The organism is Streptomyces scopuliridis RB72, assembly GCF_000718095.1.
GTDB lineage: Bacteria > Actinomycetota > Actinomycetes > Streptomycetales > Streptomycetaceae > Streptomyces > Streptomyces scopuliridis.
Genome location: NZ_JOEI01000002.1, coordinates 319,280 through 334,805, shown reverse-complemented (window position 1 = coordinate 334,805; position 15,526 = coordinate 319,280). Strand labels below are relative to the sequence as shown.

The 15,526-nt window shown below is 67.4% G+C and carries 14 protein-coding genes; 6 read left to right on the top strand and 8 right to left on the bottom strand.

Annotated elements, in window-relative coordinates; all coding sequences use genetic code 11:
- Positions 1–6: 6 nt before the first annotated feature.
- Genes IF11_RS0102685 through IF11_RS0102675 form a run of 3 tightly spaced genes read right to left on the bottom strand, consistent with a single transcriptional unit; the run spans position 7 to position 2,731 of the window.
- Positions 7–870 (bottom strand): ABC transporter permease, encoded by an 864-nt coding sequence (locus IF11_RS0102685; RefSeq protein ID WP_078490355.1) that lies wholly within the window; start codon positions 868–870, stop codon positions 7–9.
- 18 nt (positions 871–888) lie between these two features.
- Positions 889–1,746 carry an ABC transporter permease gene (locus tag IF11_RS0102680; RefSeq protein WP_078490353.1) on the bottom strand — a complete coding sequence of 286 codons (858 nt, stop codon included), beginning with the start codon at positions 1,744–1,746 and terminating at the stop codon, positions 889–891.
- Complete coding sequence (locus IF11_RS0102675) at positions 1,739–2,731, bottom strand: ABC transporter ATP-binding protein (RefSeq protein WP_206300679.1); 993 nt, start codon at positions 2,729–2,731, stop codon at positions 1,739–1,741. Before IF11_RS0102675 ends, IF11_RS0102680 begins: the two co-directional genes overlap by 8 nt.
- 133 nt (positions 2,732–2,864) lie before the next feature.
- Here IF11_RS0102675 and IF11_RS40660 point away from each other — a divergent pair, with 133 nt between their 5' ends.
- Entirely contained in the window at positions 2,865–3,575 is a 711-nt protein-coding gene (locus IF11_RS40660) for a TetR/AcrR family transcriptional regulator (RefSeq protein WP_206300678.1), read from the top strand.
- An 82-nt stretch (positions 3,576–3,657) separates the two neighbouring features.
- On the opposite strand, the gene IF11_RS0102665 is transcribed toward IF11_RS40660, so the two are convergent.
- The 3 genes from IF11_RS0102665 to IF11_RS36310 are packed head-to-tail and all read right to left on the bottom strand — an operon-like array spanning position 3,658 to position 6,888.
- The gene (locus tag IF11_RS0102665) at positions 3,658–4,851 is read right to left on the bottom strand and encodes a macrolide family glycosyltransferase (RefSeq protein ID WP_030349739.1); all 1,194 of its coding nucleotides are present in this window, start codon (positions 4,849–4,851) and stop codon (positions 3,658–3,660) included.
- Positions 4,852–4,864: 13 nt separating this feature from the next.
- Complete coding sequence (locus tag IF11_RS37625; protein WP_051745384.1) at positions 4,865–5,650, bottom strand: class I SAM-dependent methyltransferase; 786 nt, start codon at positions 5,648–5,650, stop codon at positions 4,865–4,867.
- Between the two features lie 59 nt (positions 5,651–5,709).
- Positions 5,710–6,888: an FAD-dependent oxidoreductase gene (locus IF11_RS36310; protein ID WP_051745380.1), complete on the bottom strand. Its 1,179-nt coding sequence runs from the start codon at positions 6,886–6,888 to the stop codon at positions 5,710–5,712.
- 386 nt (positions 6,889–7,274) lie between these two features.
- Between IF11_RS36310 and IF11_RS0102650 the strand changes: the two genes are divergently transcribed.
- The 3 genes from IF11_RS0102650 (at position 7,275) to IF11_RS0102640 (ending at position 11,496) form a co-directional block, all read left to right on the top strand.
- Entirely contained in the window at positions 7,275–8,999 is a 1,725-nt protein-coding gene (locus IF11_RS0102650) for a SagB family peptide dehydrogenase (RefSeq protein WP_030349738.1), read from the top strand.
- A gap of 420 nt (positions 9,000–9,419) precedes the next feature.
- Entirely contained in the window at positions 9,420–10,934 is a 1,515-nt protein-coding gene (locus IF11_RS0102645) for a vanadium-dependent haloperoxidase (protein WP_051745379.1), read from the top strand.
- Between the two features lie 151 nt (positions 10,935–11,085).
- Positions 11,086–11,496 carry a DoxX family protein gene (locus IF11_RS0102640; protein WP_425315182.1) on the top strand — a complete coding sequence of 137 codons (411 nt, stop codon included), beginning with the start codon at positions 11,086–11,088 and terminating at the stop codon, positions 11,494–11,496.
- Between the two features lie 93 nt (positions 11,497–11,589).
- On the opposite strand, the gene IF11_RS0102635 is transcribed toward IF11_RS0102640, so the two are convergent.
- Positions 11,590–12,330, bottom strand: coding sequence for a helix-turn-helix domain-containing protein (locus tag IF11_RS0102635; protein ID WP_030349735.1), 741 nt, complete (start codon positions 12,328–12,330; stop codon positions 11,590–11,592).
- Between the two features lie 526 nt (positions 12,331–12,856).
- The gene (locus IF11_RS0102630; protein ID WP_030349734.1) at positions 12,857–13,147 is read right to left on the bottom strand and encodes an antibiotic biosynthesis monooxygenase; all 291 of its coding nucleotides are present in this window, start codon (positions 13,145–13,147) and stop codon (positions 12,857–12,859) included.
- A gap of 121 nt (positions 13,148–13,268) precedes the next feature.
- On the opposite strand from IF11_RS0102630, the gene IF11_RS37620 reads away from it, so the two are divergent.
- Both IF11_RS37620 and IF11_RS0102620 read left to right on the top strand, forming a co-directional pair.
- Entirely contained in the window at positions 13,269–14,006 is a 738-nt protein-coding gene (locus tag IF11_RS37620) for a helix-turn-helix domain-containing protein (protein ID WP_051745377.1), read from the top strand.
- A gap of 205 nt (positions 14,007–14,211) precedes the next feature.
- Positions 14,212–15,501, top strand: coding sequence for an NAD(P)/FAD-dependent oxidoreductase (locus tag IF11_RS0102620; protein ID WP_051745375.1), 1,290 nt, complete (start codon positions 14,212–14,214; stop codon positions 15,499–15,501).
- The last annotated feature ends 25 nt before the right edge of the window (positions 15,502–15,526 follow it).

Genomic DNA, 15,526 nt, shown 5'->3' with positions numbered 1-15,526 from the left:
CCGGTGTCAGTACCGGCCGAGGGTTCCCCGGCGCCTGGCGACTTGCTCCAGACGGCCGAAGAGGACTACGCCGATTCCGATGAGCACAATCGGCTGGAGGATCACCCACCACAGGCCCCAGCCGGTCTCCAGACCGGTCAGCGAATGGCCGCCCACGAGGATGTCACGGATGGCCTCGATGCCCGGGGCGATCGGTACGAGGAGCCGGCTGAGGAAGGCGGTCACGTCCGGCATGTTGTCCAGCGGGACGAACGTGCCGCCCGCGATGAACCACACGGCCATCGAGAACTGCGTGATGATCTCGATGCGCTTGTACACCAGCGTCAGACCGCACAGGATCAGCGCGAGTCCGCAGGTACCCAGGACGATGGACGTGAGTGGCACCAGGATCTGTACGTCGAAGGGCATGTCGCCGCCCCTCGCCTCGATGGTGATCACGCCCACCAGGAGGACGGACAGGGCGCTCGGCAGAGCCGAAACGACGGCGGCCACCTGGCGGCCGAGGATGAGCGTCCACGAGGGCAGCGGCGTGAGGTACGTCTGTTCCAGCACGCCCGACTGCATGTCTCCGAGATAGCTCCAGAAAGCCCGGTTCACCTGCTCGTGGATGAAGGTGAGCGAGACCATGCCGAGAAGGCCCGGCAGGAGCAGTTCGTCCCGCAGCTGCCCGCGCCCCATGAACAGGACGAGCAGCAGGAAGAAGACGGGGAAGGTGATCATCTGGATCAGGACCTCGCGCCACCCCGCCCTCAGGTTCAGCAGGCCCTTGTGCACTTCGTTGCTGAAGCCGTTGAGGTAGGTGGCGGCGCCCGGGCGGTCCGCCGTGTTCGCCGGACCGGTGCGGCCGGCTGTTGGAGTGAGCGTCGTCATGGTCGGTCCCCGCTCATTTCAGTACTGGCCGAGCCGGCCGTCGCGCACGGCTCTGCGGTGGTTTCGGGAGAAGAGCCATCCTCCGAAGAGGACGAGCGCGAAGGTGTAGGCGAGCAGCCACGGCAGAGTCCCGTCGGACCAGATGTCCCCGAGCGACTTCCCGTCGAAGAGCACCTTCGTGGTCGCCTCGACCCCCAGGGTGGTCGGCAGGAACCGCGCCACCACCGCCAGCCAGTCCGGGTAGAGAGCGAGCGGCATCATCGAGCCGTTCAGCAGGATGACCAGTGACGTGAACAGCGAGTGCAGGGCGCCGACCATGGGGGAGCTGACGGCGATGGCCGCGAGTACGAAGGTGAACGCCAGGACATTGACGACGACCAGGGCGTAGGGCACCAGCGCGGCGGCCTTCAGCGGAATCGTCACGCCGGTCACGAGCATCGGCACCAGCGTGGCGACCACGGCCACCATGAGCCCCATCAGGGACGCGGTGACAAGCCGGCCCAGCATGAAGACCCAGGGAGGCGCGGGCGACATATGGCTCTGGGAGTAGGTGCCGCCCCGCTTCTCCTCGACGAGGTCCGCCACCATGACCAGGCTGCCGTAGTGCAGGAACCAGTAGCCGCTGATGGCGACGAGCGTCTCCGGGATCAGCTCCCTGCGGAGCGTGCCCTGCCCCATCACATACTGCATGCCGAGGTACAGCACCGTGCTGATGACCAGCATGATGATGTGCCCCACGGGGTGGGCCAGCTGCGACAGCAGTCCCTTGCGGACCTCCGCTCGCATCACGCTCAGACCGGTGCGAGGGGTCAGCTTCCAGTCGGTACGGGCCGGCCGGCCCGGCCGTTCGGTGGCGGCGGGCGCGACGCTAGTCATGGGCGGGCGCCTTGATGAGACCCATGAAGACGTCCTCAAGGTCCGGCTGCACCTGGGACAGCGACTGCACCACCGCGTGCTGGTCGCGTAACCGGTCGACGAGCGTGTAGACCTGCTGCGGGTCGCTCACGCGCCCCGAGATGATCGTCGTGCCCTCGACGCTCCGGGCGGTGAAGCCGGACGGAAGTGAGAGCTCCGGCAGGTTTCCCTCGACGCGCACCTCGTACTTGTCCCGCTCACGGAACTGGGCGAGCAGCTGGTCGGTCGGCAGGTCGGCGACGACCTCGCCCTTCCGGATCACGGCCACCCGGTCGCACAGCTCCTCGACCACGTTCATCTGGTGAGTGGTGAGGAGGACCGTCTTGCCGCGGTCCCGTGCCATCGTGCGGATCCACTCCATGACGGTGCGGGTCGCCTCGACGTCCAGTCCGATCGTGGGCTCGTCCAGCAGCACGATGGGCGGGTCGGCGATCAGCGCGGCGGCCACGGCGACCTTCTGCTGCATGCCGCGGGAGTAGCCGCCGACCTTCTCGTCGCGGCGCTCCCAGAGGTCGAGGCCCTTCAGGAGTTCCTCGGCGCGGTCGCGCGCATCGGCGCCGCGCATGCCCTTCAGCCGCCCGAAGTACAGCAGGTTCTGCCAGGCGGAGAGCGTCCAGTAGACGTTGCGCGAGCCCTCCAGGACCGCGCCGAACTGCTGCATCGTGGCGGAGCGCCGTCGGGTGACGTCGTAGCCGTTCAGCAGTGTCTTGCCCGACGTGGCGGCCAGCAGCCCGGCAAGGATCTTGATGGTGGTCGTCTTGCCGGCACCGTTCGGGCCCAGGAAGCCGAAGACGGTGCCGGCCGGGACCGACAGGGAGATGTTGTTGACGGACGGCGTGTCCGACGAGCCGTACGTCTTGGTGAGCCCGCTGATCTCGATCGCGGGCGTGGCCGTGACTGCTCCTGGCCGGTCGGAACCGGCTGGTGCCTGGGTTTGCGTACTCACATTCGCACCTTCATCGGGTAAACAGCGCACCGAAACGAGAACAGCATTTACTTTGCATGTGCTGTACTCTAATGTCAAGGGTGTTCTCGTGGAATGCTGTGTGCAGGTCGGACACGAAGAAGCGGGCAGGCGGATGTCATCGAACTGGCGTGAGAAGCGGCGGGCGTCCGCCGTGGCGGAGATCAAGGAAGTGGCCCGGCAGCTCCTGGTGAAGGGAGGGGTGCCGGCCGTCTCCCTGCGCGCCATCTCCCGGGAGATGGGGATGACGCCCTCGGCGCTCTACCGCTACTTCCCGAGCCTGGACGCACTGGTGGCGGGCATGCGCAGCGATCTCTTCGAGGAACTGGGCGAGGCCACCACGAAGGCGCGCGACAGTGTGCCCGGCGGCGATCCGCTGCTGCGGCTGATGGCGATGGCGCGCGCGTTCCGTGCCTGGGGGCTGGAGCACCGCGCGGAGTTCGGTCTCATGCTCGGCCCGCCTCCGTCGGGCATCGAGGGCGGTCCGGACCCGGACGAACCGGATTACGCGCCCGCGTGCGTGGGCGTCACGTTCCTCGGTGAGATCGCGGAGCTGGAGCGGCGCGGCGCCCTCCGGGTCCCGTCGGTCGAGCTCATCGAGGGCCGGCTCGCACCAGGTTTGCGGGACTACCTCGACGGCCAGGAGGGGCTCGGCCTCCCGGTGATCTTCGCCTTCCTCGCTGTCTGGGCGAGGCTCTACGGCTTCATCGCGATGGAGATCTTCGGGCACATGGCCTGGGCGGTGACCGACAGCGGCGCTCTCTTCGAGACCGAGCTGATCAACTTCGCCCAACAGCTCTCGGGCACCGACTACGAGGGCTCCTGAAGCCGGTTCCGCCGGCTTCAGGAGCCCTCGTCCACGGTCTGCCCGGACCGGACAGGCGCATCGCCGCTGAGCCTGCGGGCCCCTAACGCGCGGCGGTCTCACGTTCGACATGGGCCAGGATCTCGTCCGCCGCACGCACCGCTCCGCCGGACTCACGGATGTGCTCCTGCATGTCCTGGGTCGCCGCCCGTACGGTGTCGTCGGCCTCGATGTCCAGCACCGCGGCGCGGATCGCGCTCGCGGACGTCTCGTCCCGGCCGATCACGCGTGCGACACCGAAATCCGCGAGCTGGCGCGCCAGACCGTCTGCCGCGGCCAGCTGCGGCATCACCACCAGCGGGGTGCCCGCGTGCAGTGAGTGCATCACCGTCCCGGTTCCGCCGGAGCAGACGGTGAGCCGGGCGTGCTCCAGCACGGACTGGAACGGTACCCAGGTATGCGTCTCGACGTCGGCCGGCAGCGGTCCGATGTCGGCCGGGTCGACTCCCGGACCCACCGCGATCACCACGTGCCACGGCAGTCCCTCGAAGGCCTCGACGCACATCCGGAACAGCTCGGGCTGTTGGTTGAAACTGGTGCCCAGCGAGACCAGAGCGACCGGCTTCCCGCTCGCGGGAGGCTGCCAGGCCTCTTCCGGGTTCTCCACGCGCAGACAGGGCCCGGCGAAGACGAACTTGTCGTCGGTCTCGGCATCGATGTAGCCGAACCTGCTCGGATAGAAGACGATCTTGAGCGCCTCGGGGTCGCCCTTCAGCTGGTGGAAGGCCACCTCCGGGTCGACGCCGTTCATCGCCGCGTACCGTTGCATCTCGCTCCGGAGCTCGGCGTAGGCGGCGTCGCCGATGGCGGCCGGCGTGACGTGCTGACTGACACACCCCACCGGGAAGAGCCGTACCGCCGGGACACGCCACTTCTCCCCGAGCAGCTCGCCGATCCACCGCACGTAGCCGTCGTAGACGACGGCGTCCGGGCGGTCGTCCGCGAAGTGGGCGTCGAACAGCTGCGTGGTGGCGATCCCCTCGCGCACCCCGCTCAGCAGAACTCTGGCCAGCCAGTTGTCCGTACCCGGAGGAAAGTCCCTCTGTACGTCGATGGTGGACTCGTACGGGATGACGGTCGCGCCGGTGGAACCGACCTCCTTCGCGAACGCCGCGGTGGCCGGGTAGCTCACCCGGTGTCCCCGGCGGACCAACTCCTCGACGACCGCGAGAGTGGGCGCGAGGTGCCCTGGCGCCGGGACGTTGAAGAAGGCGATGTGGCGGCTGCTGCTGCCCACGACAAGACCTCCCTCAGACACGCCGGCCGCGGATGGAGACGAACTCGTGGCTTCGCACGACCATGGCCTTGTTGTGCATCAGGTCCTTGAGGAAGAGGTCGATGTCGGAGGCGTCGAAGCCGGCCTCGATCATGGCGTCGCGCTTCTGGCTGACGTTGTTCTCGTACAGCCGGCAGCCGTAGTCGCCACCCGTCCAGCTCTCGAAGTGCCAGCGGGTGCGCACGGAGGAGAGACCGGCGTCGAGCATGGTCCTGTGGACCTCGTGGCCCCAGCCGCCATGTGTGTGACGAGCCGTCATCACGTCGTACAGTCCGTCCAGGACACGCGTGAAGACCGCGGCGTGCTCCTCGCTGGGTGCGGACACCACCCGTGGTGTCGAGCGGACGAACTCCCCCAGCAGCAGCCAGCCCCCCGGCTTCAGCGAGCCGGCCAGACGGTGGACGAACTCCACCCGGTTCTCCAGGTGGTGGGTCAGCAGCCTGCCGTGGATGAGGTCGAACGGACCCTCCGCCGCGAGCGGTTCACCGCTGCTCAGGTCCTGGGTGTGGATCCCGATGTTCGGCCCCTGGGGGACCATGTGGGTGTCCTGGTCGATGGCTTCGACACGGCCGGTCTCGCCGGCCAGCTCGGACAGCATCCTCGTCACCGAACCGCCGCCGGCTCCGAGATCGAGGTAGTGGCCGCCCGTGCCCGGCGCTATCTCGCCGAGTTCGGCGCGGGTGAAGGGGTCGAGGAACTCCTCAAGCGGGCTCAACTGGGCGGGGACGTTGTGGAATACGTAGTCGGCGAGGTTGGTCATCGTCTTCCTCTGCTGTGGTGGAGCCGGCGGTGTCGGAACGTTGTGGTCGTCGTTGACTGTCACGGGCTGTAACTGAAGAGTTCCTTGTCCCGGTAGGTCTCCTCGCGACGCTTCATGGACTTGATCAGCGCGTCGCGGAGCCGGCCCACGAGGGGGTTGGTGGTGTGCCCCAGCCGCGCGATCAGCCGCGAGTGCTGGACGATCTTGTTGGCGCGCTGCGAGCGGATGCGTCCGTAGTGGCGCAGGGCGGCAGGCACGTCATGCTCGGTCAGGAGGCAGGCCAGGCTGGCGACGTCCTCAAGTGCCATGTTGGCGCCCTGGCCCAGGACCGGTCCGATCGGGTGCGCGGCGTCGCCGAGCAGTGCGAGCCTGCCGGTGTGCCAGCGCTTCAGGGGCGGGCAGTCGTGGACGTCGGTGACGACCATGTCCTCCAGGGCGCAGGAGGCGACTGTTTCCGGCAGGGGAGCGGACCACTCTCCCCACAGCTCCAGCAGATCGGCCTTGGCCCGCTCGACGGGCTTGGCCGGCCAGCTGTGCTCGGGGGCATTGACAGTGGCCGTCCAGAAGAGGCGCGTGTCGTCGAATGCCTCGGCGAAGAAGTGGCCGCCGGGCCCGACGAAGACGAAGCCGTCACCGTGCTGGGCCGGCCGCTTGGAGATGCCACGGATGGAGGTGAACCCGAGATAGCGCGGCGGCACCTCACCGGCGACCAGCGACCGCATGGTGGAGCGCACGCCGTCGGCCCCGACGACCAGATCGCCGGTGACGGTGCGGCCGTCGGCCAGCCGCACCGTGGCAGTGTCACCGGCGCTCGACGCCGCCATCACAGTGGCCTGGTGATGGACCGTCACCGGCGCCGGCCCCGGCCGGTGCACCGCCTCGGCCAGGATCCGGTGCAGGTCGGCCCGGAGGATGCCGATCATCGGGGCACCCCATTTCGCCGGGAAGTTGCCGACCTCGCGGCTCTTCAGGAGCTTGCCGTCCCAGGACATGATCGGCATGTCGGCGGCATGCCGGTCGCTGGACCATCCCGTGCTCCGCACGGCCTCGCCGAGCCGGGGGCTGATGCGGTCCACCGACTTGACGCCGTTGGGCGTCAGCTCGATCCCCGAGCCGGTGTTGCCGAACCCCTTCGCGCGCTCGAACACTTCCGCGGAGATCCCGCGTTCGCGCAGGGCGACAGCGAGCGCCAGTCCGCCGATCCCCCCGCCGGCGATGAGTACCTTGATCGACTTCATGTCCGAGTCCCTCCCGAGCTGGTGTCCCCGACCCTCATGGAGAGCCGGGAAGGCTGTTTTCCGCCACGGTCATCGCCACCGGGCACGAGCGCGCGTCAGGGCGGTCAATTGGGCCCGGATACCGGTCAAGAGTGTTCACCGAGGTCTTATGGCGTTCGCATTCTGTCGCGGTCGGCTTTCTCGGGAAAAGGTCGCCCCCCAAGTGTTTTGACGAGCAGTTTTGCATGACGGAACTCTTGCGAGAATATCCCAAATTGCTATTCTTTCCGATGATCCGGAGGGCTTGTGGCCGGGACATCGGCGCGGCTATCGTCACCAATTCCGGCGCGAGGCCGATTTATTCTGCAGGTATCTGCGGACCGAGGACGGATGACGGAATGATGGCAATGACCGGCATTGGCGGAACAGGGGATGCGGCGCCCTCCTGGCGTTCCCTGCACATTTCCCTCGACAAGGACGAGGCATACGCGGAGCGGCTGCTGCTCACCGTGGTCGCGCCCTGGGCGGCCGGGCGCATGGCCGATCGTGCCGTGGCGAGTTGGTTCCCGGAGCGCGCGGGTGCGCACGGGGAACAGCTGCGCGTGCACGTCCTGAACGCGGACGAGCGGACCATGGCCGAGCTCATCGAGGCGGTCCGGTCCGCCGGACCGAACGCGACCGGCTCGGCTCCGGAGATGGCCGAGCTTCCGTATGTGCCCGACGCCGCCCCGTTCGGCGGCGCCGAGGGAATCGCGGTGTGCGCGGAGCACTTCGGGGACGCCGCGCGAACCGCCGTCGAGACGATCAGGGCGACGCCGTCGCGCGAGAAGCGGCTGCGCGCGGCCGCCGCTCTGCTGCTGGCCTCCGCTCTGGCCGCCGGGCCCGATCCGCGCAAGGCCGTTCAGTGGCTGCGCGGCCACGCGTCCTCGCTGGCCGGCACGGCGGACGTCGCCGACGCGCGGACCCGCGCCGAGGAGGACCACTTCCGCAACGAGGCGGAGTGGCGGCACCGGCACGCCGCCACCCGCGCGGAGACCGCTCTGCCCACGACCACGACCGGGGCCTGGTACGGGCAGCAGTGCGCCGTGCGGACATCGCTGACACGGCTGCGGGAGGCGGGGCGGCTCGACCTGACACCCGGTGACGTGCTCCGTGCGTTCGTACGGCTGCTCTTCGACCAGCTGGGCCTCGGCGCGCATGACGAGGCGTACGTTGCCTGGCTGGTGTCCATGGACCTCGTCTCCCCGGGACCGCGCGAGCCTTTCTTCGCCGACTCCCAGACGTCCGTCGACCGCCAAATGCACGAGCACAGCAAGTACTTCGACGCCCGCCTCATGGACCAGCGCCCCGATATGGCCGGCGCGACGGCCGAGGGGCGCCAGGAACTCCCGCCCGTGCTGGCGCGCGTCGACCTTGGGCGACCGCAGGTACCTGGTCGGGACGTCCCGAGGTTCGAGGAGGTCCTCCTCGCCCGGCGCAGCGCGTACGGCTCTTACGGAGGCCCCGTCACCCTTGGCGAACTCAGTGCGCTGCTGTACTTCTCGGCGGGCGTCACGGCCCGGAAGACCATGCCAGGAACGGAAAGCTCCTACCCGGTCAGGCCGTACCCGAGCGGCGGCACACGCTACCCCCTGCGCACCCTGTTGTACTGCCACGCCGTCGACGGACTCGCGCGGGGCACCTATCTCTATGACCCGGAGGGACACGCGCTTGAGCAGCTGGGGGACAGGGACATCTGTGCCGACCTGATGCGGATGGCGCCCGCCACCGATCCGCGAGTGGCCTTCCCGCCCAAGGCCGGCGGGAATCTGCACGTCGACGACTGCCCGCTGTGGATCTTCACGGTGGCTGACCTGACGTTCCAGCGACTTCACTACGGCCTGCGCTCCTATCGTCTCGTCATGCAGGAGAGCGGCCACCTCGCACAGAACCTGGCGCTCGTCGCGACGTGGCTGGGCAAGTCCTCGGTGGGGCTCGGCGGGTTCTACGACGACACCGCGAACGAAGCACTGGCGCTGGACGGGGTCAACTCGTCAGTGGTCTACGTCCATCTCGTCGGCGTGGTGCGGCCGCCGTCCCGTTCCGCGGAGGGCACGGGTGTCCTCCCGGTGGACGCAGAGATTACTATATGAGAGCTCTAGTGTCTCCCTCTTCTCAACAAGTGGCAGGTCTCCTGGGCCGGGCGCGGGTGGGCGGGTGCTGCTGGAGGAGATGGGACGACCTGGCGGAAGAGCTGGATTCCGGCAGTGATCTTTTGTGCCGGACCGATCGGTTGTCGGGGCTTCTTCAGTCATTCCATAACCTGGGGCGACGAGATTCCGAGGCGCTCTTCGGGAAATGTCCCCGCGTAATCGCATCCGATCATGCGGGCCGGCTCCCCGCGCCGGCGAAACCGGAAGCGGAACGCCCCGAAACACCTTGGCAATCACGGACGCGGCCACCTGGTGCGGCCCCCTGTTGAGCAATTCAGGAGATGACAGGCCGAGTCCGGCCTGTGAGGGTCATCGTGCCAACGCGATGGCTATCCATTGCAAATCCTAGGGGGAGTCGAAATGAATCACCGCAGAGATTCGCTCAGACAGGGCGCACCGCGGCGTTCGGTGCTGTTCGGAATTGCCGGAGGCGCCGGCATCCTCGCGACCGACGGGCTGGGCCTCGCGGCGCGGCCGGCCGCGGCCGCGCCCGGAGCCGCCCGTCACCACTTCGACTTCGACACGGGCAACGCCCCCCTGGAGGTCTTCGGCCCCGTCTCCGGAGGGCCGGTGCGGGCCGCGATCGAGCCGAACGACGCCTCGCTCATCATCCGCTTCTCGAATCTGGTGGCGCACGCCTGGTTCGACGCCATCGCCCCGTACCATCCGACCGCGATCGGCATCCACTCGAACCTCGGCCACCGTCCTGCGAGCGAGAGGGCGACCAACAAGCACAGGAACATCGCTCTCATGTACGCCACCTACCGCATGTACGGGGCTCTGCTGCCGAAGTACTCGACCGTCTGGCGCGACGCCATGACATCGGTCGGACTGGACCCCGACGACGCCCAGGAGAACACCGAGACGCCCGTGGGGATAGGAAATCTCGCGGCACGGGGCGTGATCGCGAGTCGGATGCACGACGGAATGAATCAGCTGGGCGACCACGGCGGGCAGGAGTACAACCGGCAACCGTTCGCGGACTACACCGGATATCAGCCGGTGAACACCGCCTACGAACTGCGTGATCCGTCGCGCTGGCAACCGGCCGTCGTCACCAAGGGAAACGGGATCTTCCACGTCCAGCAGTTCGTGACGCCGCAACTGAAACTGGTCCGTCCCTACTCCTACGCGGATCCCAGCGAGTTCCGCGTCGCGAAGCCCACGGCGAGTGACCACCACAACCGAAGGGCGTACAAGCGTCAGGTCGACGGCATGCTCGCCATGTCGGCGAGCCTGACGGACGAGCAGAAGATGAAGTGCGAGATGTTCGACGACAAGTTCACGAGCCTCGGCGCCGCCGTCGGCTCCGCGTCGGACCAGGCCGATCTGGACCTGGACGGATGGGTCCACCTCCACGCGGTCGCCGATACCGCCACCTTCGACGCCAGCATCGCGGCCTGGTACAACAAGAACGTCTACGACGCGGTCCGCCCGGCCACCGCGATCCGCCATGTGTACGGAGACCAGCCGGTGACGGCGTGGGGCGGGCCGGGCAAAGGGACCGTCAGGATTCCGGCCGGCCAGTGGCGGGGCTACCTGGGCGTACCGGACCACCCGGAGTACCCTTCCGGCTCGACCTCGCTGTGCTCGGCGGAGGCGCAGGCGGTACGTCGCTTCCTCGGCACCGACGAGGTCAGGATCCGCATTCCGCGCGCCAAGGGCTCGTCCCTGGTGGAACCGGGTGTCACGCCGCCCGAGGAGACGGTGCTGAGCTGGGACTCCTGGACCGACTGGACACGCGAGTGCGGACTCAGCAGGTTCTGGGGCGGCGTCCACTTCATGCCGGCGATCGAGGTGTCCTGGGACATGGGGCGCAGGATCGGCGACCGCGCCCACGACTTCGTCCGCGCTCACATCGACGGCGAGGTGTGACGGCCGACCGGTTGTCGGCTGGTCGCACCCGAATTCACGCCAACTCCCGTACGGCGTAGGAGAAACACGCACCCACCGACGTCGCCGCCGATAGGCTGGCGATCACCCTCCTTGTCCCCCCACGCGTTGTCGACGCCGGGACTCGTAACCCGTGATCAAGACATGGAAAGCAGAGGAAACCACTGTTATGAACGTTGCCCTGTGGATCGTTGCGGGAGTTCTGGCCTTCTTGTTCGCCGCTGTCGGCCTGATGAAGATCTCCAAGCCCAAGGCCGAACTCGTGGCCGGCAACATGCCATGGGCCGGGGACTTCTCGTCCGGTGCGGTGAAGGCGATCGGAGCGGTGGAAGTGCTCGGCGCCATCGGGCTCGTGCTGCCGGCGGTGCTCGACATCGCCGTGGTTCTCGTCCCGCTCGCCGCGACCGGGCTGGCCGTCACGATGGCCGGCGCCGCGGTCGTCCACGCCCGGCGCAAGGAAAACCCCGCCATCGGTGTCAACATCGTCCTGCTGGCCCTGGCCGTGTTCGTCGTCTGGGGCCGCTTCGGGTCCCACAGCTTCTGAAACAGGGACGGGGGACTGGAGAGCGGCCGAGCCCGCTCTCCAGTCCCCCGTCATTCTGACGGGGTGTGGGAAGGGCGCCGGGTCCCCTCGCGATCAGGATGCGTGGACCGACCACTCGACCGGCAGTGCCAAGAGAATGGGCGGGTTCGCCCAGCCGAGCGGGCGCAGAGTCATCTGGACCGCCGCATCAGTCCCCGGGCCGATGGTGACGGGGCCCGCCGTGCCGGCGAGCAGGGGATGTGCCGCCGACGTGTTGCCCGGCAGGGGCCCCTGCGCCGCCGCGTGCACATACCAGTTTCCCTGCGGCACACCGGTGATGCGGAACTGGCCCGAGTGAGCGATCGTCGCGCGCGCGGCCGGAGACCGCTCCAGGATGGGGCTCTCGAATACTCCGATGTAAATGCCGGAGTCGGTTCTGTACGGGCTTCTCACGATACCCGAGATCGATCCATCGCTGTCCGGCCGCGTCTCGTCCGGCGCGAGTGAGATCCTGCGCGGGGACGGCTGTGTGTTCCCGAGGGCATTGTGTCGGTACTGCGTCGGCGAGAATCCCACGGATTCGCTGAAGCGACGCGTGAAGCTGCCCGTGCTGCTGTATCCGACCTGCGCACCTATGTCACTCACGTTGAGTGAGGTCGAGACCAGGAGGATCTTTGCCTCGTGAAGCCTTACAGCGCTCAGGAATCGGCCTGGCGTGACACCTGTGATACGCCGGAATGTCCGCAGGAAGTGGAACTTGCTCACCATCGCGGTATGGGCTAACTCATCGAGTGTGAGCGGTTCTGAATACCTTTCGCGTATCGTTTGCACTGCACATTGAATTGCGTGTTCCATCGTGCTCCCCCTGTGGAATACTTCGCTTGCGGAAAATCCGTGTAACGCGATGTGTCGCGCGTAGATTTGCGGTTCGATGTGTGGTGAATCGCAGGTGTTTCAGGGGTTGTGCCGTCTGCCGCCCAGGTGGGGATTGCCCTTCGCTGCTCGGTGTCCGGTGTGCCCCGGGCTCAATGGTGGCGGATGTCGTAGCCCAGAGGGTTGCAGACAGAACATGCATCTGTCTTCTTCGTTTTTGCGGTTCCGCAAAAAGTCACCGAACGGCGCGTCCGGTGACTGCCGGGGCGCTTTGGGATGTCTCCATCGGACAGGATCGTGGTGATCGTCCGGCGAATTGGATGATTCAACTCCGCTTATTTGGAGGCAATCATCCGATCGGAGTGGACGCCTCCGAAATGAAGCCGGCGAGTGGGTGGCCGTTCCGCGCCGAGAACGGAAAAGGGCCTCTGCCCGCGTCGGCGGAGACCCGGATCCGGATCGCCGTAACGCGGGCAGAGGCCCTGAGGAGCGGTGTGCGTCTCCGCTGCTATACCACGGCCACTATCTCGGCCGTCTCCGCGGTGGAGTCGGTCGTGAGCGCGAACGCGGGGCCGGCCTCCGGGATCGTCGGAGCGGCGGCGAGGGCCTTCTCCATGGCTGCGGCGGACTCCCAGTACCAGTGATCGACCCACGACCCATCCCCGAGCCGGCCGAGACGCGCCTCGGTGAGCCCGGGGAACGACTCCCGGACCGCGGCGATCAGCGTCGCCCGCTTGTCGATCATCGCCTGGTCGTTGGCGGGGTCGGTCCTGAAGCGCGTGATGCGGACAACCGTCATGCTAAGTCCCTCTCTAGAGTGCCTATCTCATGTGGTACTCTAGATGTACACTACGTTGAAGAGTCAAGTGTTGTGGTTGCTCAATCCTGGCGCGCGCCGTTCAACTCACGGGGGAGTCCTGATGCGGCCTGAGATCGAGAGTGTTGTCGAAGTCATACGCGACCGGTACGACGAGGATCTATCCCTCTGTGCCCTCGCGGACATGGCGCGACTGAGCTCTTTCCATATGTCGCGGATCTTCCGGCAGGAGACCGGGCTTCCGCCGACTCGTTTCCTCTCCGCGGTGAGGCAGGAGGTCGCGAAGCGAAAGCTCCTCTGCACTTCGGACCGGGTTGCCGATATATCGGTGCAGGTGGGATATTCCAGCCTGGGGAGTTTCACGACGCGATTCACGAAGAGTGTTGGTGTCCCGCCCGGCCGATTCCGTCGGCTTGCGCAGCTGGGGCAGACTGCCATCGATTTCACCGCGGGGATGATGGATGACGCGCCCTTCGCCTACGGGTCGTTCCGGGGGAGGGTTTACAGAAGTGACGGGTTGGATGATGAGCCCGTCTTCGTGGCAGCGATTCCTCCGCTGGCGCGTTACGAACGTCCTTCGCGCTGTTGTCGTACCGAGTTCGGCACCGGCGGCTGGAACATCGAATACGTTCCCGAGGGGCCCTGGCACATTCAGGCGGTATCGAGGAGATGCGGAGGCGGCAAGCGCCCCATCGTGGTCGAGAGCGCCGGACCTTTTTATGTCGCGCCGGGCTCTGTGATCACGGTGGATCTCGTTTTGAAATCTCCGTCACAAACGCGTGTTTACGATGCCGAGCGTGCCACTATCGGTGCCGCACTTCCGGAGCTCTTTGCATCCTGAAGGACTCATTCCGCCGGGTTGAGCAATCCTGGAGAAGACACATTTGACCTGCCGCCTCAACAATGGCACAACGGTGCGGTCCGCACCGCAGTTGCTGTCTTTTTGAGGAGGGCACGTGGGCGTGGTCGGCGGACACGCAGTGATTATTGGAGGCTCGATCGGGGGATTGGTCGCAGCCCGCACTCTCGCCCGCAGATTTGAATCGGTGACCGTGCTCGACCGGGACACCCTCCCCGAGGGCGCGGACAACCGGAGGGGAGTGCCCCAGAGCCCCCACGCTCACGCCCTGCTCATCAGCGGGCGCCAGAAGCTGGAGGAGTTCTTCCCCGGTCTCACCGACGAACTGATCGCAGGTGGCGCGGTGCCCTTCGATCCCGGTCGCGACCTGTTGTTCCATCAGATGGGGGCGCTGCGGACCCGGTTCACGAGCGGCCAGCTCGGCATCAGCCTCACCCGTGCCTACCTGGAACACGCGATCCGGCGACGTGTCACCGCGCTGCCCAACGTCGATATCCTCGACCGGACCGCCGTGAGTGGACTGTTCGGTGTGCCCGGCCGGGTGCTGGGGGTCGACCTGGACGACGGCCGCAGGCTCGGTGCCTCCCTCGTCGTCGACGCCACCGGGCGCAGTGCGGGCCGGACCGACCGCTGGCTGGGGCGGCTCGGGTGCCCGGCGCCGAAGACCACCACCGTCAAGATCGATGTCGGATACACCACTCGTGTGATGCACCGCGCCGGCGGCGAGTTGCACGACGACGCCCTCCTCTACCTGATGTCCGCGGTGCCGCCGGACGACAAGCGGGCCGCCGCGGTCTTCGCTGTGGAAAGGGACCGATGGATCGTCACCCTCGGCGGCTGGCACCGGGCACACGCGCCGGTGGACCCCGAGGGCTTCGCCGCGTTCGCCGACGCCCTGCCCAGCCCGCACGTGTCCGATCTGCTCGCCCGGACCAAGCCGGTCAGCGACGAGAACGCGGAGCGCTTCGTGTACCCGGCGGCGCGCCGACGGTGGTTCGAGCGTCTGAAGAAGGTCCCCGAGGGCTTCGTGGCGCTCGGTGACGCGATCTGCAGCTTCAACCCGCTGTACGGCCAGGGCATGACCGTCGCCACGCTGGAGGCGGTGGAACTCGGTCGGTGCCTGGACCGGCACGGCGCGGCCACGCCGGCCATGGCGCGCCGGTTCTACCGGGCGGCGTCGCGGGTGATCGACACACCGTGGCAGATGTCGACGACCAGTGACTTCATGTATCCCGAGACCGTCGGGGCCAAGGGCATCGGCACGGACGTCATGAACCGCTACGTGCGGCAGGTCATGCTGGCCAGCCATGTGTCGGTGCCCGCGCACCGCGTCATGCTCGACGTGCAGCATCTGCTGGCCAAGCCGGCGTCGGTCGTCCGTCCGGACAGGGTGGTCCGGTCGCTGATAGCCGCACGCCGGTCACCGGCCGGCCCCGCGGCCGGCGGCCCCGGGGCCACCGCCGCTCCCAACTCCTGAGCCGGGGCATTCCTCAGGAACGGCC